This window comes from Verrucomicrobiota bacterium (assembly GCA_016200005.1).
Lineage (GTDB): Bacteria > Verrucomicrobiota > Verrucomicrobiia > Limisphaerales > PALSA-1396 > PALSA-1396.
In genome coordinates, this window is record JACQFP010000026.1 from 86,360 (window position 1) to 108,845 (window position 22,486).

Below are 22,486 nucleotides of genomic sequence, written 5' to 3' on the forward strand. Positions count from 1 at the left end.
GCGGCTCAATCAGGTGAGCCCGATATTCCTCCCAGCGCGTTTCCTTTCTCATTGAAGACATGCGCCTGGGAGACATCAAGCGCGAGTTCCATCGCCGCGCCGGGGACGGCGCGACAACGTGACGGCAGACGCGCGGCAAACGCGGCGTTGGACAAAGGAACTTCGCCGGACTCGGCTGCCTTCGCCGTCGCGGTGAGAGGTTTTACTCCCGCGTCGAAATAAACTATCTGCTCGTGCCCCATCGCTTCGACAGCGACCACGCGAACCTGAAGGCGCTGGCCGGATGCATCTTGTTCCGGCGCTCGGAACGCTTCCGGTCGCAAGCCGATGATGAGTTTGCCAATCTGCGACAGGCCGCTGGGCGAAAACCGTTTCGTAACTGCTTCGGGCAGCGGCAGCACTTCATTGCCAAAACGAAAGCCCGGCGCGCCGTTCGCGGTCGTGGCGCTCGCGTTTTCAAACAAGTTCATGCGCGGACTGCCGAGAAATGTCGCTACGAACACGTTCGCCGGACATTCGTAAAGTTCCTTCGGCGTTCCCGCTTGTTGCAACTGCCCGTGATGGAGCACTGCCAGCCGGTCGCCCATCGTCATCGCTTCGACCTGATCGTGGGTGACGTAAAGCGTCGTGGTGCGCAACCGCTTTTGCAGCGCGGTGATTTCGCGGCGCATTTGCACGCGAAGCTGGGCGTCAAGATTGGAGAGCGGCTCGTCCATCAGGAACACTGCCGGCTCGCGCCCCAGCGCGCGCCCCATCGCCACGCGCTGCCGCTGGCCGCCGGAAAGCTGGCCGGGCTTGCGTTCGAGCAGTGACTCCAATTCGAGCAGCCGCGCGACTTTCGTGACGCCCGCATTGATGCGGTCCTTCGCCCAGCCTGCCATCTGCAACGGAAACTCCAGATTCTTGCGCACGGTCTTGTGCGGGTAGAGCGCGTAATTCTGGAATACCATCGCGATGTCGCGCTGTTGCGGCGGCAGATCGTTGACGATGCGGTCGCCGATGCGGATTTCGCCCGAAGTTGTTTCTTCCAGGCCAGCCAGCATTCGCAGGATGGTGGATTTGCCGCAACCACTTGGGCCGACGAGCACCATGAATTCGCCGTCGTTGATCGCGAGATTGAAATCGCGGACGGCGTGCGTGCCGTCGGCGAAGCTCTTGTTCACTTGATGAAATTCTATTGTTGCCATGTCTGCTTGCGCTTCGGTTCAGCCTTTCACTCCCGTCATCGCGATGCCGCGCACGAACCATTTTTGGAACACGAGGAACACTGCCAGAACGGGCACGACCATCAACGTGCCGAATGCCATGATGTCGCCCCATTGCACCGGCTTGTTCGACGAGAAGTAGCCGAGCGCCACGGGCAACGGTTGGTATTCCGGGCCGCGCGTCACCATCAACGGCCAGAGGAAGAATCCCCAGTGCAGCAGGAACGTCAGGATGGCGACGGCGGCGTAGGCGGGTTTGGCCAGTGGCGCGATGATGAAGAAAAACGTCCGCCACGGCCCTGCGCCGTCCACGCGCGCGGCTTCCTCCAGTTCGCGCGGCAGGCCGTTGAAGAATGTGTAGAACAGATAGATCGCGAACGGATTGGCGATGAAGGGCACGATCTGCGCGCGAAACGAATTCGTCCACCCGGCGAAGGTCATCTCGAAAAAGAGCGGCACGACGATGGCCTCGTAAGGAATGATCAGCAGCACGATCACCGCCGCGAGCACGGTCGCGCGTCCGCGCCAGCGCAAACGCGCGAGCGCATAGCCGGCCATCGAATTGACGAGCAGCCCGGCCAAGACGACCGAACCGACGATGAGCAGCGAGTTCAGGAAGAAGTGGGTGAAGTCGAGTTGGCGGAAGACGGCGCGGTAATTATCCAGGGTCGCATCCATCGGCAGCATGGCCTGCCATCCGAGCGCCAGCACTTTTTCATTTGGCCGGAGACTGCCGGCGAGCATGAACCAAAGAGGTCCGAGAAAACTGATCGTCGCGAAGATGAGCAACGCACCCGAAGTCCACGATGCGAAGCGTTCGGATTTCGGATTTTACTTTCATCTCATCTGCCTTTCCTGCCGCACCAGAAAGTGCTGCGCCAACGCCACGAGGCAGACGAGGGCGAAGAACACCACCGACATCGCCGCGCCCAACCCAACCTGGTTGCGTTCCCGCGCGGCCACAAACGATTCAAACATCACGGTTGTCGTCGCGTCCTGCGGGCCGCCCTGGGTGAGAATCCACACTTGATCGAACAAACGAAATGAGAGAATGGTCGTGACCATGACGACGAAGATCAGAGTGTTGCGCAGTTGGGGCAGCGTGACATGCCAGAACTGATGCCGTCGGCCCGCACGATCAATTGCCGCCGCCTCGTAAAGCTCGTGCGGAATCGCCTGCAAGCCCGCGAGCAGGATGACCATTTGATAACCCACGCCCTGCCAGATGGACATGAGCATGATCGCCGGCATCGCCAGCGCGGGATGCCGCAGGAAATCCGCCGGTTGCCACGCACCGAATGTGATCGTGTGAAGGAATTGGTTCATCATTCCCGACGAGCCGGGTGCGAGGAGGAGCGCCCACACCACGGACACCAACGCCATCGGATAAATCACCGGCATGAAAAACACGGTGCGGAAAAACACCATTCGTTTGAACGGACGATTTACGAGCAGCGCCAACCCCAACGCGAGCGCCGTTTGCAGCGGCACGACCACGGCGGCGAAGCAGAGGTTGTTCAACAACGCCCGCTGAAAACCGGAGTCGGCGAACATTCGCGCGTAATTCTCCCATCCGATCCAGCGCGTGGGCAGCGGTGAGTTGAAGCGAAAGTTCGTGAAGCTCAACCCCACGGCGAGAACAAACGGCAGCAGCAGAAACAACAACAACCCCGCGAGCGCCGGACTCGCCATGCCCCACGCGGCAAGCGTTTCGCGGTGACGGCTCGCGCTGACTTTACTTGGTCGCGTAGCCGTCATTGTCGCGAATGTCTTGGTCAATCGTTTTCACCGCGCCGTCTAGCGCGCTTTTCACATCGCCGCCTTCGATCACCTTCGCCATGACTTCCTGAAACGCGGAGGTGATGACCGGATACGCAGGCGTCACGGGCCGGGCCACAGCGGATTGATTGAGTTGCTCGGCGTAAAGGTGCAGCGGGCCGCCGGCGCGATAGAGTTCGGATCGTTCGATCACCGAACGGCGGGCGGGAACAGCGCCGTTCGCGGCGACGATGGCTTCGATTTCTTCCGGTCGCAGGAGGAACTCGATGAATCGCAACGCGGCTTCCGGGTTGCGGCATTCCCGCGTCACGCCCCAAGCCCACGAACCCATGCCCGTGCGTGAGCCTTGGCCGAAGTTCGGAAGTGGCAGCAAAACCAGTTGTTCGCCGAACGCCTGCCGGTAGCGCGGATATTCCCAATGGCCAACCCACGAAATCGCGGCGCGGCCATCCACAAATGCGCGCCCATCGGTGTTCGGGTCAACGTAACCAGCCTTGAACCATTGCCGCACATGGGCGAGCGCCTCGACTGCTTTGGACGAGTTCAACACGCCATCGGCGGATTGGTATTTCGTGCGGTCAATCAAGTCCGCGCCCGCACTCACGAGGCTGGCGTAAAATCCATACGTCCACCACTCACCGCGATAATCGCGCTTCAAGTCGAGTACCTGGCTGTCGCCGCCGGAACGCTTTTCCTGTTCGGCCAACCGCGCGAGCAACGAGTTGAATTCGTCAGTCGTCCATGCGCTGGCCGCGTTCGTTGGGACGCGCGCATTGACCTGTTCAAGCAAACGGCGGTTGGCAAACAGGCCCAACCCGGAATCAAACGTCCCCACCGCGTAGAACTTCCCGCCATACGTGCCCTGCTGCACAATGGACGGCAGCAAGTCCGATTGAACTTCAGCGGACAAACCTTCCAGCGGCTTGAGGTAACCTTTCCACACGTAGTTGGCGAGCAGCGGCCCGTCGAATTCCAGCACGTCCGGCAACTGGCCGCTGGCGGCTGCGGATTGCACCTGCGTGTCGTAGTTCGCCTCGGCGATTTCCACCAGCCGCGCCGAAACATTGGTCTGACTCTCGTTGAACCGTTTCACCTGATCCTGAACGGTCTTCCATTCCTCCGGCTTGCCGTGGTGTGCCCAAACCGTGATCGGGGCGCGTCCGTCGGCGGTTTTCCCGCCTGCATCTGGCTTCCGGCCGCACCCCGCAGACAGGCACAGGGCAAACGCCAGTCCGATGGCGACCCAAGTTTCATTGCGCGGGCCGGACCCATAACGAGGCCGGACGTGTCCGAGATTGGTTTCGATATCTTGGATCTCGTTGGTTGCTCGTTCAGCCTGTGAATCATGCGAAGATGCCGTTGACTTCATTCGGGCCTTTGCGACGGAGAGTCGAAGCGATGCGGCAGTCGGTTCGCCGCATAATGCTGTTCATTGGATGGCGGCCCGACCACCCTGTTTGCCTCCGGGAGAGCGCTCTCCCGGACCCTTTGTTGCGAGAGGCAATCATAGCCCGCAATGCCTTCAATTCGCAAGCAGCACTCTGCGCAGTTTTCACTCACTACCGCTAAACACCCATTACAATCTCCACCGGAATCCGCAGCGTTCGCCACACCGCACCTCGTCGCACATTCGCCAGGGAGTCTGCCCATCCAGCGCGAGACAGGCGAAGCTGTTCCCCGGGCAGGCGGCCCTCCAGCAAGGAACTTCAGTGCAGCAGCCAGAAGAAAAGGATCGTCACCGGAGTGGGCGGACACGGGACGCCTTCATCTTGGGGCTGAAAGCAGTCGGTCTTGATCAACGGTTTCGGACTTAGGCAGACGCGGACTGGCTGGGCCGATTAGCGTGTCGGTTTCGGTGAACGTTCGTTCGCCGCTTTCGGCCCGCCGGATTAGTTTCATTCGCAGCACCCGCGTTCCGGCCATTTTCTCGACGCGCAAATCCCATTCGCCAAATGTCACGGCATCGCCGACTCGTGGAAATCGGCCCAGCCGCTGAGTCATCAAACCCGACACGGTGCAAACCTCCGCCTCCTCGTCGAATCGTTCGCCGACCAACTCGCCCAATTTGTGCGCGGGCAAAGAACCGTTCAGTTCCCAAGAATCTTCGCCCGTTCGTCGGACGAGCGGTTCTTCCTGATCGAATTCATCTTCAATCGGACCAACCAGTTCCTCCAGCACGTTTTCCAAGGTCACCAATCCAACCGTGCCGCCGTATTCGTCCACGACCAGCGCGAAATGCAGTTTGCGCTGGAGGAAAAGCGTGAGGAGCTTTTCCAATCGTGCGGTTTCCGGGATGAAGATGATTTTACGGGCTGCTACTGCCAGGTCACGACCGCACTTTGCCTCGTGCCGCAAGGCCACAATGTCCTTGGAGTTGACGACGCCGAGTGTCTTGTCCAAGTCGCCTCCTTCGCACAGCGGGAAACGCGAATAACGAGTTCGCTGGGCCAGGGCCAGGCACTCGCCGATGCTGGCCTCGGTGTCCATTCCGACAATTTCGTGCCGTGGTCGCATCACTTCGCGCGCGCGACGTTGTCGCAGGGTGAAGGCATTCAGTGCGATGTCCTGTCCCATCGTTGGACCGTCGGCGTGGCGTCGCGATTCGCCGAGGATCAAGCGGATTTCCTCCTCGGAATGGATCAACTCAGACTCGTTGACCGGCTGAAGCCCACAGCGCCGTAACAGCCAAAAGGCGGCGTGGTTGAGAAGCCAGATGACGGGATAAAATAGTTTGTAAAAACATTGCAGCGGTGTCGCGACCCACAGGGAGGTCGCCAGTGGCTTTTGAATAGCCAGCGATTTGGGCGCGAGTTCGCCCACGACAATGTGCAGGAAGGTGATGACCGTGAAGCCGACTGCGAAGGCGAGCCAGTCCGCTTGCGCCGGGTCAACGCTGAAGTATTTCAGCACTGGCGCTAACAGGGACGCGAACACCGGCTTGCCCACCCAGCCGAGACCCAAGCTGGCCAGCGTGATGCCGAGTTGAGTAGAGCTAAGGGCCGCGTCGAGATTCCGCACAATGCGCCGCGCGACCTTCGCCCGACGATGGCCTTTGGCCACCAAGGTTTCGAGCTGGGTATCGCGGATTTTGACCAGGGCGAACTCCGCCGCGACGAAAAAGCCATTGAGCAGAACCAGCAACGGCACTGCCGCCAGTTGCAGGATTGTCATTGGAATTTCGTTGGCGTTCATGTGTGCTGGTTGCCTTCCTGCCGCTGGCGACGCGGAGTTTCGCGGACGTTCCCACGCCAGTCGGCGCGGTTTTCGAGACTTAGCCGCCGTTGCCCACCTTGCGAACCGGGTTCACGCCGCCGAATGGATTGGGCACGGCCTCCGCAGCCTGTGGATCGGGCGTCCATTGGCCGTCCACCACCAGACAATACTCGTAGTCGCCGGGCGGCAAGGCCAAGTCCTTTGCCCATCGGCCCTGGCCCAACGCGATCATGGGTGTCGCGTTCGGCTGCCACTCGTTAAAAGTGCCGGCGATGGCAACCGACTCGGCGGTGGGAGAGGCGAATTCAAAATGAATCCGCTTCGATTCGTGCTTGCCACCATTGTTTTTGTTCCTCTTGTTCTTGTTCGTTTCATTTTTCATGCTTCGACCTTTCTTCATTTGTTTGTTTATGCGACGCGGAAACGGGGATTGGCCGGCCTCACACCCGCCCGGCGACCGGCGCGCCAGACCAGCGGCCGGCCGTCAACGGATGCTGGCCGTGGCCCTTGTGCCGGAGTTGCTGACCGGTCTTGCGCCGCTCGATTTGCTGGCGCAGGGCGGTGGTGACTTTGAGCCAGGCCGCTTCCAGCGTGTGGTCGCGCGCTTCGGCATGGATGTCCGGTCCGGGCACGGCCAGCGATACAAACGCGCGGTAGGCCGGTGCGTCGCCCCGCCGCTGTTCGAGCACCACCGCAGCGGCGGTAACCGAAATGAGGTTCTGCAACCCTTCGAGCGGTTGCTCCAGCCAATGGCGCGAACTGGCGTTGAGATTGAGACCGAGAATGTGGAATTGGATTTTCATGGATTTCGATGGGTTGTGTGTTTCATTGCGCTCTTCCCGCTGGCTTTTCCGCGCCGCCTGTCCTTCGGTCTTGCAACAACAAAAACAGCATGGACGCCGAAACCGCGAGCATCAGAGTAATCATTACCGACGGGTTGGAATGTGGTGATCGTTTTCATCGCAGTGCGTTTGCACCTTTCGCATCACTCGTTTAGCCCCCAGCGGTGGTAAGGAATCGCGCTCACGAACGGAGCGGTGTAGCGTCGGTGCAGGAGCTCGTGAATACTTGTGTCACTTCCATCCGTCGGAACATGGAAACCCTGGATGCTCTCCGGCGTCGGCTGCGCTGACGACTCTGGGATTGCCGGCGCGGTTGCGTGTTTGACCTGGACCGTGCCTGACGACAAGGCACTGAACTCTTTCAAGGTGATTGTAGTTTTCATCTTGTCAGAATAAAGGCGGCGTCACCCTTAGCCTATTACGACTTTTGGAATGGACTGAAAGGTTAAAGCGAATACCATCTTCGTGTGGAATTCTTGAACTTCCATCATCTGCGTTACTTCTGGGTGGTCGCCAAGGAAGGCGGCTTGCGGAAGGCGGCGGAAAAACTACACGTCTCCCAGCCCACCATCAGCGCGCAGATTGCAGCGCTCGAAGGCGTGTTTGGAGAAAGACTTTTCCGGCGCGGCGGACGCGCATTGGCGCTCACCGAAGCTGGCCAGCACGTGTTCATCTATGCGGAGGAGATTTTTTCGATCGGTCAGGACTTGTTGGACTCGGTGAAGCAGCGGCCCACTTCACGCCCGTTGCGGCTGCGTCTCGGCGTTGCCGACGCGCTGCCCAAACTGGTCACCTACCAAATCATTAAGCGGATCTTCCGCCTTCCACAACCGGTGCAAGTTTCCTGCTGGGAAACCAAAGTCTCGGACATGCTGGTCGAACTCACTGCGTATCGCCTCGACCTCGTGCTTGCGGACGAACCGGCCTCCAGCAGCGTCACAGCCAATGTGTTCAATCATTTCCTGGGCGAATGCGGCGTGACGTTTTGCGCAGAGCCGCGACTGGCGGCGAAGCTCCGGCGCGGCTTTCCCAAATCATTGAATGGCGCGCCAGCACTGTTGCCAATGTCAAACAGCGGGTTGCGCCGATCGCTGGAAAAGTGGTTTCATGCCATCGGCCTCCGCCCGCAGTTGGTTGGAGAAATCGAGGACCCGGCCCTCGTGCACATCCTCGCGCTCCACGGCTTGGGCTTCATGGCGGTGCCGACGCTGGTCGCGAAGGAAACCGTCACCCGGTTTGGCTTTCGCGTGATTGGGCGAACAGATGACTGCAAGCAGCAATTCTATGCGATCACCCCCGAGCGCAAGCTCACGCATCCTGCCGTAGTCGCCATCACGTCCGGAGCGAAAGAGGCACTGTCAGACTGAAAGCATGATGCCACCCACCATGCTTGCCGCCGCCACCGCCGACCCGCATCCGGCGATGATCTTGCCGTTTGCGTTGATGCTGCTGTGCATCGCGCTCATGCCCTTCATCAATCTGCATTGGTGGGAGCGGCATTTTCCAAAAGTCGCGGTGGGTTTGAGCGCGGTGACGACAGTTTACTACGTGTTCTTTCTCGGCAATGCCGCGCGGATGCTGCACGTCGCGCACGAATACGCGAGCTTCATGGCGCTCATCGGCTCTCTGTTCATAGTGGCGGGTGGGATTCACATTGAGGTGAAGGGCGAAGCCAAGCCGTGGGTCAACTGCCTGTTCCTGTTCATCGGCGCGGTGCTGGCGAATCTCATCGGCACGACCGGCGCGTCCATGCTGCTCATCCGCCCGTGGATGCGGATGAACGAGTATCGCATCACGGCGTTTCATATCGTCTTTTTCATCTTCATCGTCAGCAACGTGGGTGGTTGCCTCACGCCCATTGGCGACCCGCCGCTGTTCCTCGGCTACATCAAAGGCGTGCCGTTCTGGTGGGTGTTGCAGAAATGCTGGGTGGCCTGGGCCATCGCCGTCGCGGGTTTGATTGCGATTTTCTATGCCCTCGACCGCCGCAATTTTCTCCGTGCACCGCAAGAAGTTCGGGAAGTCGAAACCCGGCAGGAGATTTGGAGAATCGACGGCTGGCGCAATGTCGGTTTCCTGGCGGTGATTCTGGCGGCAGTGTTCATTAAGCAGCCCGTTGGGTTGAGTGAAGCCTTGATGGTCGCAGCGGCGGTCGGTTCGTGGTTCGCTACACCCAAGCGCATCCACGAAGCCAACGCGTTCAATTTTCATCCCATCCGCGAAGTGGCGTGGCTGTTCGTCGGGATTTTCGCCACGATGGTACCGGCGTTGGATTATTTGGAAATTCACGCGGGGCAACTGGGTCTCGATTCGGAGATGAAATTCTTCTGGCTCACCGGCCTGCTGTCGGGCGCGTTGGATAATGCGCCGACCTACCTTACGTTTCTCGCCGCAGCGATGGGACTGCACGACTTGAGCTTGAACAACCCGGAACACGTCCGCCAACTCGTCGCCGCGCACGACCATGAACTCATCGCCATTTCGCTGGGCGCGGTCTTCTTCGGCGCGCTGACCTACATCGGCAACGGCCCGAACTTCATGGTCAAATCCATTGCCGAACAGGCCAGGGTGAAGACGCCCAGCTTCTTCGCCTACCTGCTCAAATACGCGCTGCCGATTTTGATTCCGCTCATGGTCGTCATCTCGCTGTTGTTCTTTTCCAGGTGGCGGATGTTCTGATGAATCAAGTGTGAACCCTGTTGGCCGCCCTTGGTCAAACTCAAGCGGCCGGACACACAATTATCGTTAAGGTGGCTGAGGACGGTCGCGCCGCTATTCGTTATCCGCCCGCACCGCTTCGTTCAGTTCATCGAGGAACCTCGGTAGCGCAGATTCCACGCGATTCCAGTTGGGAATCAGCGGCCAGAACATCGGGTCTTCGACGTGCCGCCGTGCCGCTTCGCGAATGCTGACACCGAACGTAGCCACGGCGGTCTCCTCCTCGTGGCGCGGAAAAGTCAATCCATTCATCGCGGCATCCACGCCGTAAGCCCGTAACGTGTCCTCCGCCTGACGTATGTAGGCAAATTGCAGGGTCTCGAACAATCCCTGATCGAGTTTGATTCCTTCGCTGGCCATACGGCGAAAAATGGAGCGCATGATGTCCACGGCCATTCGGTTCAAACCCTTCTCGGGATCGCGCGCAGAGAGTTCCTGGTGTTTATGATCGTAGTTGTCGCAGAGTTCCGCCTGACAAATGGCGCGCGGAGCAGAATTACGGAAGACTTCCGCTAACATTCCCACTTCGAGTCCCCAATCGTAGGGAATTCGATTGCGGCGCACGAGGTCCACGTCCATCGAGACTTCGCCGGACAACGGATAACGGAACGTGTCCAGATAGACCAGAAACGGATGCGGCCCGAGGATGCTCTTCAAAGCGCGGAGCAGCGGCGTGACAAACAGCCGCATCACGCGGCCGTTGAGTTTGGTCGAGACGCGTGCGTAATAGCCCTTGCAAAAGTCGAAGCCAAACGCAGGATGCGCCACGGGATAGCACAACCGCGCCAGTAGTTCGCGGTTGTAAGTGATGATGTCGCAGTCATGGACAGCCACCATGCGCGCCTTTTCGCTGGCGAGCACGTATCCGAAGGACAACCACACGTTGCGCCCTTTTCCACCCGGGCCGGTGGGTAACTCGGCCTCATCAAGTTGCTTGAGCGACTTTTGCAATCGCGGGCCATCGTTCCAAAGCAGCGTCGGCTTTTGCGGTAGCTGGGAGAAAATCTTACGCGCGCGACGCCATTCCCGCGCATTCGCGCCATCCACACCCACCACAATCTGCTTGAGATAACGAATGTGTTTCAGTTCACGCACAATCCCGCGCAATGCGGGCGAGCCCAGTTCGCGGACGTGACAGGGGAGGACCAGCGCGATGGGTGTTTCCTTCGCGAATTCCTCCAGCTCACGCTCCAGCCGCGGCGTGTCGAGTTTGCCGAGGCGGTGCAACGTGGCCACAGCGCCGGTTTGAAAAAAGTCTGGCATGAGTTTGGGCGGTCAATTGACCGGGTTGTTTTCGTCCACCGGCCAAAGCCGGGGACGAATTCGTTTGTGGATGGCGGCCCGACCATCCCGTTTGCCTCCAGGAGAACGCTCTCCCAGACCCTTTGCTGCTAGGTCCGCAGCTTACATGGCAGTCATTGCAGAGCGCAAGCCATCGCTCAAAAAAGTTCGCATGGATAAAAGCAAACGATTGACCATCGCGTGGCGTTGGCGACACTGCAATCCAGTGAAGCTGGTCATCGTCCATTATCACCTTCGACCCGGCGGCATCCGGCGCATCATCGAACTCGCCACGCCGCACCTGGTGCGCGAAGCCCCGCGCCCCATCACGCGCATCGTGCTCGCGACGGGCCAGTGCGCGGATCGCTCATGGCACGATCACTTCGCACAACAACTGCCCGGCGTGCCGGTCAAAGTGTTCGTTGAGCGCGCGTTCAATTATCTTTCTGAACAGCGAGCTTCACCCCGGCGCATCACGGCGCATTTGCGCCGCGCGCTGGAAAAACTTTTCACCGATGCTGATGCCGGGAACTGTCTCGTCTGGGCCCACAATCTTGGCGTCGGACGCAATCTGCTCCTCGCGCGCGAACTGGCCTTCGTCTGTGCCGCGCGCGACATCCCGCTCGTCGCTCATCATCACGATTGGTGGTTTGACAACCGCTGGGCGCGCTGGCCGGAAATGCGCCGGTTTGGCTTCCGCACGCTGGCCGCGTCTGCGCGCGCTGTTTTCCCTCAAACGGACAATGTCATTCACGTCGCCATCAATCATGCTGACGCGGCCGTTCTCGCCCGGCATTTCGACAAATGCGCGCTCTGGCTACCGAACCTGACTGAACCGGCACCACCACCGCCGGCGGCGACCGTTCGTAACACGCGCCGCTGGCTGCGGAATAACCTCGCCCATGATGACGCGCCCGTATGGCTTTTACCGTGTCGCTCCCTCCGACGAAAGAACATCGCCGAAGCCTTGTTGCTTACACGCTGGCTGCGGCCCGAAGCGTGGCTGGTGGTTACCGGCGCGGCCAGTTCCGCCGACGAAGTGCCTTACTTCAAAGCGTTGGAACGAGCGGCGCATCAACATCACTGGCGCTTGCGGCTTGGCGTGCTGGCCGGTGACGAATCTCGCATGCCGAGCGTCCCGGAGTTGCTCGCGGCGAGCGAAGCCGTGCTGCTCACTTCGATTCAGGAAGGCTTTGGCCTGCCTTACCTCGAAGCCGCCGCCGCGCACCGACCGCTGATCGCGCGCCGCCTTTCCAACATCGCTCCCGATCTCAACCGCTTCGGGTTTCACTTTCCGCAGGCATACGACGAAATTCTCGTGACACCGGATTTGTTCAACTGGCGCTCCGAGCGTGCGAGGCAGGCAAAACTGTTGCGCGACTGGCGCGCAATGATGCCTTCGCTCGCTCGCGAACTCGTCTCCCTGCCGCCAGTGCTTGCAGCGGAACGCCCGTGCCCTGTGCCGTTCAGTCGTCTCAGCTTGACCGCGCAAATCGAGGTGCTGGCGCGTCCCATCCGCGAGTCGTGGGAAGCGTGCTTGCCCTTGAATCCATTTCTCGAAGCGTGGCACAAACGGGCGGAGGCGGGGCGATTGCGCGTGACGCTGTGGCCGCGCGGGGCGAATCGCTGGCTGGGCGGCGAGGCTTACGCGCAAAAGTTTTTCGACGCGCTCGCAGCGAGGTCCAAGCCGCGCGGCGCGACGATTTCGCCGGTGAAAGTTCAAACTGATTTCATCGAGAAAAAACTGGCGATGGTTAATCTTTATCCGCTGTTATGGAACACAAGAACCTGAAAATCCGGGCCGTGGTCTTTGACGTGTACGGCACGCTGCTGGAAGTGGGCGCGCCCCCATGCGACGCCGACGCGCGTTGGCTGAAACTGTTTGAGGAAATGCTGGGAACGCCGCCGCCGCTCAACCGGATGGAGTTCTCCGTGCAAACCAGCAAGCTCATAGCGCGGCGTCACGCTGAAGCGAAGGTGCGCGGAATTCGATGGCCGGAGATCGTCTGGCCTATAGTCGTGTTGGAAGCGTTGCCGAACCTCGCGCGGCTGTCGGCGGAGCAGCTCGACGAATTCCTGCTTCGCCAGATGCAAATTGGCCGCACGCTCCGGTTCGCCAACCACGCGGCGGAGTGTTTGCGCCAAATGACCAATCACCGGAAACTGCTCGGCATCGCTTCCAATTCCCAAGCCTACACGTTGCGCGAACTCGACACGTCACTGCGGGGTGATGGACTGAATCTGTCCATGTTCGATCCCGAGCTGCGGTTCTGGTCATTTGAAAACGGCTTCAGCAAACCCGACCCGCATGTGTTCCGCATCCTGACCGCGCGGCTCGAAGCTCGCGGCATCAGACCGGCGGAGACCCTCATGGTCGGTGACCGTCTCGACAACGACATCGAGCCGGCGCGCGCAGAAGGGTGGAAAACCTGGCGATATACAGAATCGAATCTTTCCACAACGGAAGTGGGCGGCGATTGGAAAGCGTTGCAAGTGTGGATGACGGAGACAGACAATTTTGCATGACCGAAATGGTTCGCAATGGGCGTTCCATAAACTTTGTGTGAACGTTGGCTCGAAAAACGGAGTCAAAGACTTGGCGACAAAAAACACAAAAGCAGGAGACGAGTTATGGCGATTACATTGAACGAGAAGAACACCAGTAACGTGCTGGAAGTCCGGGTGAGTGGCAAGCTGACGCATGAAGATTATCAACGCTTCATTCCTGAGTTTGAGCGGCTTGTCAAACAACACGGTAAAATTCGCGTGCTGTTCGAAATGGTCGATTTCCACGGCTGGAAAGCAGGCGCGCTCTGGGACGACGTGAAGTTCGACGTCAAACATTTTTCAGACCTCGAGCGGCTCGCGATGGTGGGCGACAAGAAATGGGAGGAAGGGATGAGCGTCTTCTGTCGGCCATTCACCACCGCCAAGATTCGTTATTTTGACCATGATGCCATTGCTCAGGCTCGCGACTGGATCAACGGAAATTGAACGACCGGTGGGCTAATTTTCCAACCAGAACTGGGCGGATGACGGGTTGAAATCAAAAGCTGGTTTGACAAATCTCATGAGCCGTCACCAGTTCGTCATACATTCTTAAAGTTCCGTTGTGCATGTCTTATTCGAAACGTGCCCACACGACCTGATAAGCGGACAATTCTGTTGACGCGCTTCCGCCGACCGTAAATTCGAACGATTGCTCCCCCAACAGCGCCGTCAAGCTATCCTCCGATCCGGCACCGGGCAACTCAAATCTGCATTGCACGGTTTCGTTGGCGACATTGTGCAAACAGAGCACCCGTTCTTCGCCGTCTGGCGAAACGCGGATAACGGCAAAAACGCGTTCGTCGGAGGAAATCACTTCCTGCCTGCCGCAGGGATGAAACGCCGAATGCGCGCGCCGCACTTGGAACACCTTTTTAAGTTCGGAAAATACGCGCGACCGCAATGACCGCGGGCTGGACAACTCATCTTCCAATTGATCGCGCTTCAGTTTCTCGCGGTTGATGCGCCGCGGAATTCCGGTGGCGTCGGCGCCGGCACGGTCGCTGCGCGAGCCGAAGAGCGAGTGAAAGTATAAGGCCGGTACGCCAGCAAGCGCGAGCAGGACTGCGTGCGCGACGATGAAGCGGTCAACCTGCGTTTCCAACGATTCGTCCGCCGCCGGATTCGAGAGCGCGTCAAAATAGTTAATGTTCATTTCGTATGGACTCTTTGAACCATCTCGATTTTGTTTGTACGAAACAAATCCTCCATGCCTCTGCGCGCGTTCAACCAGCGCTGCGATTTCCACTTCAGTGAGAATGCCGCGCGCGGGATTTACGCCAATGCCATCGTGCGATGCGAGGAAATTGAAGAAAGCGACTCGGTCGGACGGCAGCGGGAGTGATTGCGCCCAACGCGTGAGTTTCACCGAGTTGCCGGTGGCCAGTGAATGCAGCACCAACGGCGGCAGGGCAAAGTTGTAAACCAGTTGCGCTTCATTGGTGCCGTCGCCGAAATAAGAGATGTTGTCGGCGTGCGGCACGTTGGTTTCCGTGATCAGCAACACATCCGGAGCGACTTCATCGAGCACGGCCCGCATCAGTTGGATGACACGATGCGTCTGCGGCAGATGGATGCACGACGTGCCGATTTCCTTCCACAGATACGCGATGGCATCCAACCGGATGAAGCGCGCGCCGTGTGCCACGTAAAACAGCAGCGCGTCCATCACGGCAAGTAATACGTCTGGATTTTTGAAATTCAAATCCACCTGGTCGGCGCTGAACGTCGTCCAAACCTTTTTCGGCCCGGCCGCGGTTTGGAATTCCGTCAGCAAGGGTAACGCGCGCGGGCGGACAACTTGCGACAGATCAGGAATTCCTTCGACCGTGATAAAAAAATCCCGGAATTGCGGGTCGCCTTGGAGGAAGCATTGAAACCATTTTCCCTGAGCCGACATGTGATTAAAGACGGCGTCGAACATAAGGTCAAAACGTTGACCGAGCCGGTCAATGTCGGTCCAATCGCCAAGCACCGGATCAACCGCGAAAAAATCCTTCACCGAAAATCCATCATCCGAGGACCACGGATAGAACGGCAGGATGTGAATGCCGCTGAAAACGTCGGCAAGTTGATTCTCGCAAAACGACGCGAGGGTTCGCAGCGGGGCGATGCCGTCCTCGCGTACTTGATCCGCGTAGGTGATGAGCAGGGCGTCGCGCTCAGAAAGCGCGGCGGTTTTTCGCGGCGACTCTTGTTTGGTGCGTTTGCCAGCGATCAAGTCCGCGAGTTGCGCGGCGATGTGCCCGCCGACCGATTCGCCATAAAGCAAACGCAGCAGAGCGTCTATTCTCGGCCGTGGCGAGGCTGTGTCCGGCACTGAATTCACATCTTGAATTCTAGCCAACAGCCACGCGGCGTAAAGGCTCGGATTGAAATTCGTCAGCCGGTGTGCATTGCCAACCGCCGCCTGCGCCGGCTAATCTGTCAGCGCGTTGGCCGCCACCACTCAATGAGTAACATTGAAATCATCATCGGTCTGCTGCTGCTGCTCATGGCCGTGCCGGATGTTTGTCGCAAACTTGGCCTGCCCGCGCTCGTGTAATCTAAATCAATGTCACAAGCAAACGATCATGCCGCTCCTTTCGTTCCGGCGCAGCGCCGCAAGGAAGTGGACTTGCGCCTCGTGCCGATGGGCTTCGCCACGATTATTCTCGTGGGCGCGATGCTATTGACGCTTCCATGGGCGCAGAAGCCCGGCCATTCCCTGAGTTGGTTGGACTCTTTGTTCTTGGCCACGTCGGCAACGTGTGTGACCGGCCTGACCACGGTGAACGTGGCGGCGACATTCAACGGATTCGGACAAGCCGTGCTGATGCTACTCATCCAGGTTGGCGGCCTCGGCATTTTCACGGCGAGCATTTCACTCGTTCTCCTCAGTGGCAATCGGCTGTCGCTTTCCGATGAGCAAACTATTCACGCGACCGTGGGCCGGTTGCGCCAGGTGCGAGCACTGGACGTATTCGTCTACGCCTGTGTGTTCGTCCTAGTCTTGGAACTGGCTGGGGCGGTGGTGTTGTTCACGCTGATGTCGCAGGCGCAGCCGGAAACAAATGACTGGCAGACGCTGTGGGAAGCCGTGTTCCATTCGGTGAGCGCGTTCTGCAACGCCGGCATCTCGATCTACCCGGAAGGCATGGCCCGCTGGCGGGCGTATCCCGGCGTGCTGGCTATAATTTCCGCGCTCGTCATCGCGGGCGGCATCGGCCTGATGACACTGATCAATCTGCGCTATTACTATTTTTGGCGGCGCGATCCGCGTCGGCGCGGACGGCTCACCATGCAGACCCGGCTCTCAATCCTCTCGGCAGTGGCGTTGCTGCTGGTGGGCGGCATCGCAGCCTGGGTGTTTGAATCCAACGATACCCTCAAGCACGCCACGGTGGGCGAACAGGCGTCCTGGTCCTTCTTTCATTCCGCGATGTCGCGCACGGCTGGGTTCAATGTCGTGGACGTGGGGCAGATGAATCCACCCACCTTGCTGGCCACGCTGGGATTGATGTTCATCGGCGGTGCGCCCGGCTCAATGGCGGGCGGCATTAAGACCGTGACGTTCGTGGTGCTGCTCCTGACCGCCTGGTCGGCGTTGCGGCGGCGTGGCGAAATTCAGTTCTGGAATCGTCGATTGCCACCCAAGGTTTCATTCGTTGCCACGATGCTGGCACTGCTCGGGATCGCTTGCGTGGTGACGGGCGTGGCATTATTGATGGTCTTCGAGGACGCACGTCCGGCATCACAGACAAACCAACACTGGCTGGCGTTGGTGTTCGAGGCTGTGTCCGCGTTCGGCACAGTCGGGTTGAGCACGGGGGTGACACCGCTTTTGACTGCCGCGGGAAAGGTCGTTATCATCGCGCTCATGTTCGTGGGCCGCATTGCGCCGCTGGTGCTGGGGGTGTATCTGGCGCGTCCGGCTAACCCGCTGCTGGTCCGGCAGCCGCGCGAGGAACTGTCGCTCGGTTGAAGAAGGAAAAATCTCATGGCACAACGCATTTTTATCATTGGCGCAGGCCGGTTCGGAGCGCATCTGGCCACGCGGCTGTCCGAGTTCGGCAGCGAAATCGTGCTGGCCGACAAGAACCCCGATCGCGTGGAGGACTTGGTGCAGGACGGTTTTCACGCGGTCGAAATGGACGCGGAAGACCAGCACGCACTCAAGGAAGCCGGTGTGCAGGACGCCGATGCCGTGGTCGTGAGCATCGGCGAGAACATGCAGGGCAGCATCCTGACCACGCTCTTGCTCAAGGAACTCAAGGTGAAGAAACTCATCTGCCGCGCGCTCGACGCCCGGCACGCCACGGTGCTCGAAAAGCTCGGCGCGGACCTCGTGGTGTTGCCCACCCGCGATATGGCTTACCGGCTGGCGGAACGGTTGCGTGACAATGCCGGCAGCGACCGGCAGCAGTTGTGCGGCGATCATCAACTGGCACAAATCCGGGTTGGCCCGCCACTGCACAGCAAGACTCTGGCGGAAGCTGCGCTGCGCGACCACTATCGCGTGAATGTTGTCCTCCTGACGCGCACCGATGCGAGGGGTGAGACGATGGCAATCGAACCGACGCCCGACCGTGCGATACTCCGGGGCGACATGTTGTTCGTTTCCGGACGGCGCGAGAACTTGAACCGCTTTGAGCGTGAATGCGGAGAGGAATCAGCCGCGACTTGACTCATGAGCACCAGCATTCCAACCACCGGCGCACCGAAGCGCATCGGCTTCATCTCAACGCGCTTTCAAGGCACGGATGGCGTGACTCTCGAAGCGCGTAAATGGGCGGACATCCTTTCGGGTTTGGGCCACTCGTGCTTTTGGATGGCCGGCATGCTCGACGTGCCGCCGGAAGTCAGTCTTCTTGCTCCTCTCGCCTACTTCAACCGTCCCGCAGTGGCGGAGGTTCAGGCCAAACTCTTTGGCGTCGCCTTCCGCACACGTGCCATCACCAATCAAATCCAGAGTTTGAAGGAACAACTCAAGGACGACCTTTACCGCTTCATCGAGAAATTCCAGTTGGAAGTCTTGATTCCCGAAAACATCCTCGCGATTCCCATGCACGTTCCGCTCGGCCTCGCCATGACCGAGGTCATCGCCGAAACCACGCTCCCCGTCATCGCCCACCATCACGACTTCGCGTGGGAACGCGAACGGTTCACGCTCAACGCCGTCAACGACTACCTCCAGGCGGCGTTCCCGCCCTTGCTTTACGGGATGGAGCACGTCGTCATCAATTCGATGGCGCAGAAGGAACTCGCCCGCCGTTATGGCATTCCCTCCCAGGTCATCCCCAACGTGCTGGATTTTGAAACGCCGCCCCGCGGCTTCGACGACTACAACCGCGACCTCCGCCGGGAAATCGGCCTCAAAGAGGATGACTGGTTCATCTTGCAACCGACGCGCGTAGTGCAGCGCAAAGGCATCGAGCACGCCATTGAACTGGTGCGCCGCCTCAAAGACCCGCGCGCCAAGCTCGTCATTTCCCATCCCGCTGGCGACGAAGGCAGCGCCTACATGGCCATGCTCAACGACCGCATCACCGATGCGGGCATTGATGTGCGCTTCATTGCGGACCGCGTGGGCGAAACGCGGGGCACGAACGCCGAAGGGAGGAAGGTTTACACGCTATTCGACATTTACCCGCACGCAGACCTCGTGACGTATCCCAGCCATTACGAGGGTTTCGGCAATGCCTTTCTCGAAGCCATCTATTTCGGAAAGCCGGTGGTGGTAAACCTGTATGCCGTTTATGCCCGCGACATTGACCCACTAGGTTTCAAGACCATCGAAATGACGCAACTGGTCACCAAAGACATCGTTGAGCAGACACAGGAGATTCTCCAGAACGCCGCATTGCGTGAGGAATGGGCAAAGACGAACCACGGACTGGGCGTCAAGTATTTCTCCTACTCGGTCGCCCGACGCAAACTCGTTGCGCGATTGGCAAACCTCTTCGGCGAAGGCGTGTGAAACACCGCTAACATGCGCAATATGTTCAAAAACAATTACGCTGCCAATCTCCAGCTTTACTCTGTTTTCCTGCTCGGGGTGGCCGGCCTGACAGGTTGCCAGTCCACGATGCGGTTGCCTCCCGCCAATTTAGCGGCGGCGGGTTGGACAACGCGCCAGGGACAGGCCGTTTGGCGCGCTCGAACTAACGCTCCGGAAATCTCCGGCGAACTGCTCGTCGCCACCCACATCGACGGACGCAGCTTCGTGCAGTTCACGAAAACTCCCCTGCCGTTCGTCGTCGCCCAGACCGGCACCAACTCTTGGCAGGCTCAATTCGTGCCCAACAACAAAACGTATTCCGGCCACGGCAACCCGCCACTGCGATTAATCTGGTTACAGTTACCGCGCTGCCTTTCGGGAATGGCGCCGCCCAAACCGTGGTCCTGGCAACGTCTGGAAAATCACCGCTGGCGATTGGAAAACCGCGCATCGGGCGAGTTGTTGGAAGGTTACTTCACCGAATGACCCGCAAGTCGCGCCACTGGCTCTGGTTATTCATGCTCATCCCGATCGGCATCGGCCTGGTCCGCCTTCGGTTTGATGTCGAAGTGCTTGACCTCCTGCCTGGTAAATCCCCGGTCGTTCAAGGACTCAAACTTTACCAGCAAAACTTTTCGAATGCCCGCGAACTGATCGTCACCATAAAATCGGCCGATGCCGAACAAGCCGAATCCTCCGCCCGCGCCATCACCACCGCATTGCGAGCAGCGACCAATCTGGTTGCCGATGCCAACTGGCAACCGCCGTGGCTGGAAAGTCCCGGTCAGTCTGCCGAGCTGGTCGCCTTCCTCTGGCTCAATCAACCACCCGACATTTTCGGCCAACTTACCAACCGCCTCGCCGGCGAAAACCTGACTAACATCTTAAACGAAGCCCGTGATGCCCTTGCCACGTCGCTTTCGCCCAATGAAATCGCTCTGCGCGGTTACGATCCTTACAATTTGATGCAACTGCCGGATGGTGCGATGGCATCCACTCCTTCGCTGGGCTCGGGTCAGGAATTCTTTTCCTCCGGGGACGGCACCTTTCGTATCGTTTTTGTCGAAGCCACCACTGAACTCGCCAGCTATCGCGAATGCCTGGCTTGGTTGAATTCGATCAAGGTCATTGTCGCCAACACTCGCGCCGCGGGACAACTGGCGGACGATGTGGTGGTGCGTTACACGGGCCGGCCGGCGTTCGTAGCCGAGATCGCGGGCGGCATGGAGCACGACATGCTCGCTTCCGTGGGCGGGACGATGGTGATCATTGCGCTGCTGTTCTGGTGGGCGCACCGGCGTTGGCGTCCGTTGCTATGGTTGTTGACTCTGCTTGCCTTGATTCTCGGCGACACGACGGCATTGGGCGGTTTGCTTTTCCGAACAATTAACGTCGTCAGCATGGGATTTGCCGCCATCTTGCTCGGCCTGGCGGTGGACTACGGACTGGTGCTTTATCAGGAAGCGCAGTCTGACCGAAACGCGACCGCGCAAAAGCTGCGTCGCGACATTGCTCCGAGCATCCTCTGGTCGGCGGTCACGACGGCCGGCGCGTTTCTGATTTTGAATCTCAGCGGTTTGCCCGGATTGGCGCAACTGGGTTCGCTGGTTGCCATCGGCGTTGCGCTGGCGGCCGTGGTCATGCTCTTTGCGTATCTGCCGCCCTTGTTGGGAACGCGTGGCGAACTTGGTCAACCGCCGTCAGAAGCCATTTCCCATCAGACACAGCCCGCCGGCCGGAACGCCATTTCCTTCGCCTTGAATTCCCCGTGGGTCATTTGGGGAATCACCGGCTTGATTCTGCTCATCGCCATTTTGGTGTTGGCGAAAGAGCGACCGGCCTTCGACCATACCGCCGACGCGCTGCGACCTCGCAACAGTCCGGCTTACGCCGCCCTTGAAGAAATCAAAGCGAACCTGGGCCGCGCGCAAGAACCGCTTTGGATTCTCGTTCCGGGGCGAAGCGAAACTGAAGTCGCTCGCCGACTGGAGCAGGCGAAAACTGTTCTGACCGGCGCCGTTTCGAACCAACTCATCCGCAGTTTCACGCTGGCCACCACACTCTGGCCGCGCCCTGAATACCAACAAGCCAATCGCGCCGCCGCCGAACATTTGCTTCGCCAAAAGGAAACGCTTCGCAACGCCGCGCTGGCTCACGGATTCACCAGCAATTCCTTCGCGTTGACTGAAAACCTTTTTGACACCTGGCAGCAAGCCCTTTCGCAAACCAATGTTTTCTGGCCGACAAATCACAGCAGCCATTGGGTGTTGAGCAAATTGACCGCCCGCCGCCCGGACGAATTGCTTGCGCTGGGATTGGTTTATCCCGCGACTAACATCTCCACCGCCGCCAACTCTCAACTCTCCACTCTCAACTCTCAACTTTTCCGCGACGGCATCCTGCTTTCCGGCTGGGAACTGCTCGGCGCATCGATGTTCGACCTCGTCAAAGCCGATTTGCCAAAAGTTCTTCTGCCGATGTTGGCGCTGCTGTTGATTTCGTTGTGGCTGGCGTATCGTCGGTTTAGCGAAGTCGTGTTGAGTCTGGGCACGCTGTTATTCAGCGGGCTTTGTCTCTACGTCGTCATGGATCTGGCGGGTTGGTCATGGAATTTGCTGAACCTGATGGCGCTGCCGTTGCTTCTTGGCGCCGGAGTGGATTACAGTATTCACATGCAACTGGCCTTGCGACGACACGGCGGCGACATCCGATTGGTGCGCCACAGCATCGGGCGCGCTTTGTTTCTCTGCGGCGGCACGACGGTAGCCGGGTTTGGTTCGCTGTCGTGGTCCAACAACGCCGGGTTGGCAAGTCTCGGTCAGGTTTGTTCAATCGGCATCCTCTGCGCGATGCTCACGGCGATTTATCTCCTGCCGGTTTGGTGGCGGTCCATCGCGGGCCGGAAAAAGATCGGACGGTAA

21 protein-coding genes are annotated in these 22,486 nt (G+C 59.2%); 10 read left to right on the forward strand and 11 right to left on the reverse strand.

Annotated features, from left to right (window positions below; all coding sequences use genetic code 11):
- Nucleotides 1-5: 5 nt before the first annotated feature.
- The 9 genes from ugpC to HY298_09780 all read right to left on the reverse strand — a co-directional run bounded on the left by ugpC (nucleotide 6) and on the right by HY298_09780 (nucleotide 7,422).
- The gene (gene ugpC / locus HY298_09740) at nucleotides 6-1,187 is read right to left on the reverse strand and encodes a sn-glycerol-3-phosphate ABC transporter ATP-binding protein UgpC (GenBank protein ID MBI3850534.1); all 1,182 of its coding nucleotides are present in this window, start codon (nucleotides 1,185-1,187) and stop codon (nucleotides 6-8) included.
- Nucleotides 1,188-1,205: 18 nt separating this feature from the next.
- Nucleotides 1,206-1,949: a carbohydrate ABC transporter permease gene (locus HY298_09745; protein ID MBI3850535.1), complete on the reverse strand. Its 744-nt coding sequence runs from the start codon at nucleotides 1,947-1,949 to the stop codon at nucleotides 1,206-1,208.
- Nucleotides 1,950-2,042: 93 nt separating this feature from the next.
- Entirely contained in the window at nucleotides 2,043-2,897 is an 855-nt protein-coding gene (locus HY298_09750; protein MBI3850536.1) for a sugar ABC transporter permease, read from the reverse strand.
- Between the two features lie 43 nt (nucleotides 2,898-2,940).
- On the reverse strand, nucleotides 2,941-4,353 hold the full coding sequence (locus HY298_09755) for a sugar ABC transporter substrate-binding protein (protein ID MBI3850537.1): 1,413 nt from the start codon (nucleotides 4,351-4,353) through the stop codon (nucleotides 2,941-2,943).
- Between the two features lie 395 nt (nucleotides 4,354-4,748).
- Nucleotides 4,749-6,176: an HlyC/CorC family transporter gene (locus tag HY298_09760; protein MBI3850538.1), complete on the reverse strand. Its 1,428-nt coding sequence runs from the start codon at nucleotides 6,174-6,176 to the stop codon at nucleotides 4,749-4,751.
- A gap of 79 nt (nucleotides 6,177-6,255) precedes the next feature.
- Nucleotides 6,256-6,579, reverse strand: a complete 324-nt coding sequence (locus HY298_09765; GenBank protein ID MBI3850539.1) for an isoamylase early set domain-containing protein — start codon at nucleotides 6,577-6,579, stop codon at nucleotides 6,256-6,258.
- Between the two features lie 58 nt (nucleotides 6,580-6,637).
- Nucleotides 6,638-7,000: an HPF/RaiA family ribosome-associated protein gene (locus tag HY298_09770; protein MBI3850540.1), complete on the reverse strand. Its 363-nt coding sequence runs from the start codon at nucleotides 6,998-7,000 to the stop codon at nucleotides 6,638-6,640.
- Nucleotides 6,997-7,158: a hypothetical protein gene (locus HY298_09775; protein ID MBI3850541.1), complete on the reverse strand. Its 162-nt coding sequence runs from the start codon at nucleotides 7,156-7,158 to the stop codon at nucleotides 6,997-6,999. Before HY298_09775 ends, HY298_09770 begins: the two co-directional genes overlap by 4 nt.
- Before the next feature lie 24 nt (nucleotides 7,159-7,182).
- Nucleotides 7,183-7,422, reverse strand: coding sequence for a hypothetical protein (locus tag HY298_09780; GenBank protein ID MBI3850542.1), 240 nt, complete (start codon nucleotides 7,420-7,422; stop codon nucleotides 7,183-7,185).
- A gap of 84 nt (nucleotides 7,423-7,506) precedes the next feature.
- Between HY298_09780 and HY298_09785 the strand changes: the two genes are divergently transcribed.
- Together HY298_09785 and HY298_09790 are read left to right on the forward strand one after the other, a co-directional pair.
- Entirely contained in the window at nucleotides 7,507-8,406 is a 900-nt protein-coding gene (locus HY298_09785) for a LysR family transcriptional regulator (protein ID MBI3850543.1), read from the forward strand.
- A 4-nt stretch (nucleotides 8,407-8,410) separates the two neighbouring features.
- The gene (locus HY298_09790; GenBank protein ID MBI3850544.1) at nucleotides 8,411-9,718 is read left to right on the forward strand and encodes a sodium:proton antiporter; all 1,308 of its coding nucleotides are present in this window, start codon (nucleotides 8,411-8,413) and stop codon (nucleotides 9,716-9,718) included.
- A gap of 93 nt (nucleotides 9,719-9,811) precedes the next feature.
- On the opposite strand, the gene HY298_09795 is transcribed toward HY298_09790, so the two are convergent.
- On the reverse strand, nucleotides 9,812-11,020 hold the full coding sequence (locus HY298_09795) for a glycosyl transferase (protein ID MBI3850545.1): 1,209 nt from the start codon (nucleotides 11,018-11,020) through the stop codon (nucleotides 9,812-9,814).
- A 190-nt stretch (nucleotides 11,021-11,210) separates the two neighbouring features.
- On the opposite strand from HY298_09795, the gene HY298_09800 reads away from it, so the two are divergent.
- The 3 genes from HY298_09800 to HY298_09810 all read left to right on the forward strand — a co-directional run bounded on the left by HY298_09800 (nucleotide 11,211) and on the right by HY298_09810 (nucleotide 14,032).
- A complete protein-coding gene (locus HY298_09800; protein ID MBI3850546.1) occupies nucleotides 11,211-12,830 on the forward strand; it encodes a glycosyltransferase family 4 protein in 1,620 nt (539 codons plus the stop codon).
- Nucleotides 12,812-13,564 carry an HAD family hydrolase gene (locus HY298_09805; GenBank protein ID MBI3850547.1) on the forward strand — a complete coding sequence of 251 codons (753 nt, stop codon included), beginning with the start codon at nucleotides 12,812-12,814 and terminating at the stop codon, nucleotides 13,562-13,564. Before HY298_09800 ends, HY298_09805 begins: the two co-directional genes overlap by 19 nt.
- Nucleotides 13,565-13,669: 105 nt before the next feature.
- Entirely contained in the window at nucleotides 13,670-14,032 is a 363-nt protein-coding gene (locus HY298_09810; protein ID MBI3850548.1) for an STAS/SEC14 domain-containing protein, read from the forward strand.
- Between the two features lie 127 nt (nucleotides 14,033-14,159).
- Here HY298_09810 and HY298_09815 read toward each other — a convergent pair whose 3' ends face one another.
- Nucleotides 14,160-15,914, reverse strand: a complete 1,755-nt coding sequence (locus HY298_09815; protein ID MBI3850549.1) for a sugar phosphorylase — start codon at nucleotides 15,912-15,914, stop codon at nucleotides 14,160-14,162.
- 225 nt (nucleotides 15,915-16,139) lie between these two features.
- Here HY298_09815 and HY298_09820 point away from each other — a divergent pair, with 225 nt between their 5' ends.
- Genes HY298_09820 through HY298_09840 form a run of 5 tightly spaced genes read left to right on the forward strand, consistent with a single transcriptional unit; the run spans nucleotide 16,140 to nucleotide 22,486 of the window.
- Nucleotides 16,140-17,549, forward strand: a complete 1,410-nt coding sequence (locus HY298_09820; protein MBI3850550.1) for a potassium transporter TrkH — start codon at nucleotides 16,140-16,142, stop codon at nucleotides 17,547-17,549.
- Between the two features lie 15 nt (nucleotides 17,550-17,564).
- Nucleotides 17,565-18,251, forward strand: coding sequence for a TrkA family potassium uptake protein (locus HY298_09825; GenBank protein ID MBI3850551.1), 687 nt, complete (start codon nucleotides 17,565-17,567; stop codon nucleotides 18,249-18,251).
- A 3-nt stretch (nucleotides 18,252-18,254) separates the two neighbouring features.
- Nucleotides 18,255-19,544, forward strand: a complete 1,290-nt coding sequence (locus HY298_09830; protein MBI3850552.1) for a glycosyltransferase family 4 protein — start codon at nucleotides 18,255-18,257, stop codon at nucleotides 19,542-19,544.
- Nucleotides 19,545-19,565: 21 nt separating this feature from the next.
- Nucleotides 19,566-20,051, forward strand: a complete 486-nt coding sequence (locus HY298_09835) for a hypothetical protein (protein MBI3850553.1) — start codon at nucleotides 19,566-19,568, stop codon at nucleotides 20,049-20,051.
- Between the two features lie 32 nt (nucleotides 20,052-20,083).
- Nucleotides 20,084-22,486, forward strand: coding sequence for an MMPL family transporter (locus HY298_09840; GenBank protein ID MBI3850554.1), 2,403 nt, complete (start codon nucleotides 20,084-20,086; stop codon nucleotides 22,484-22,486).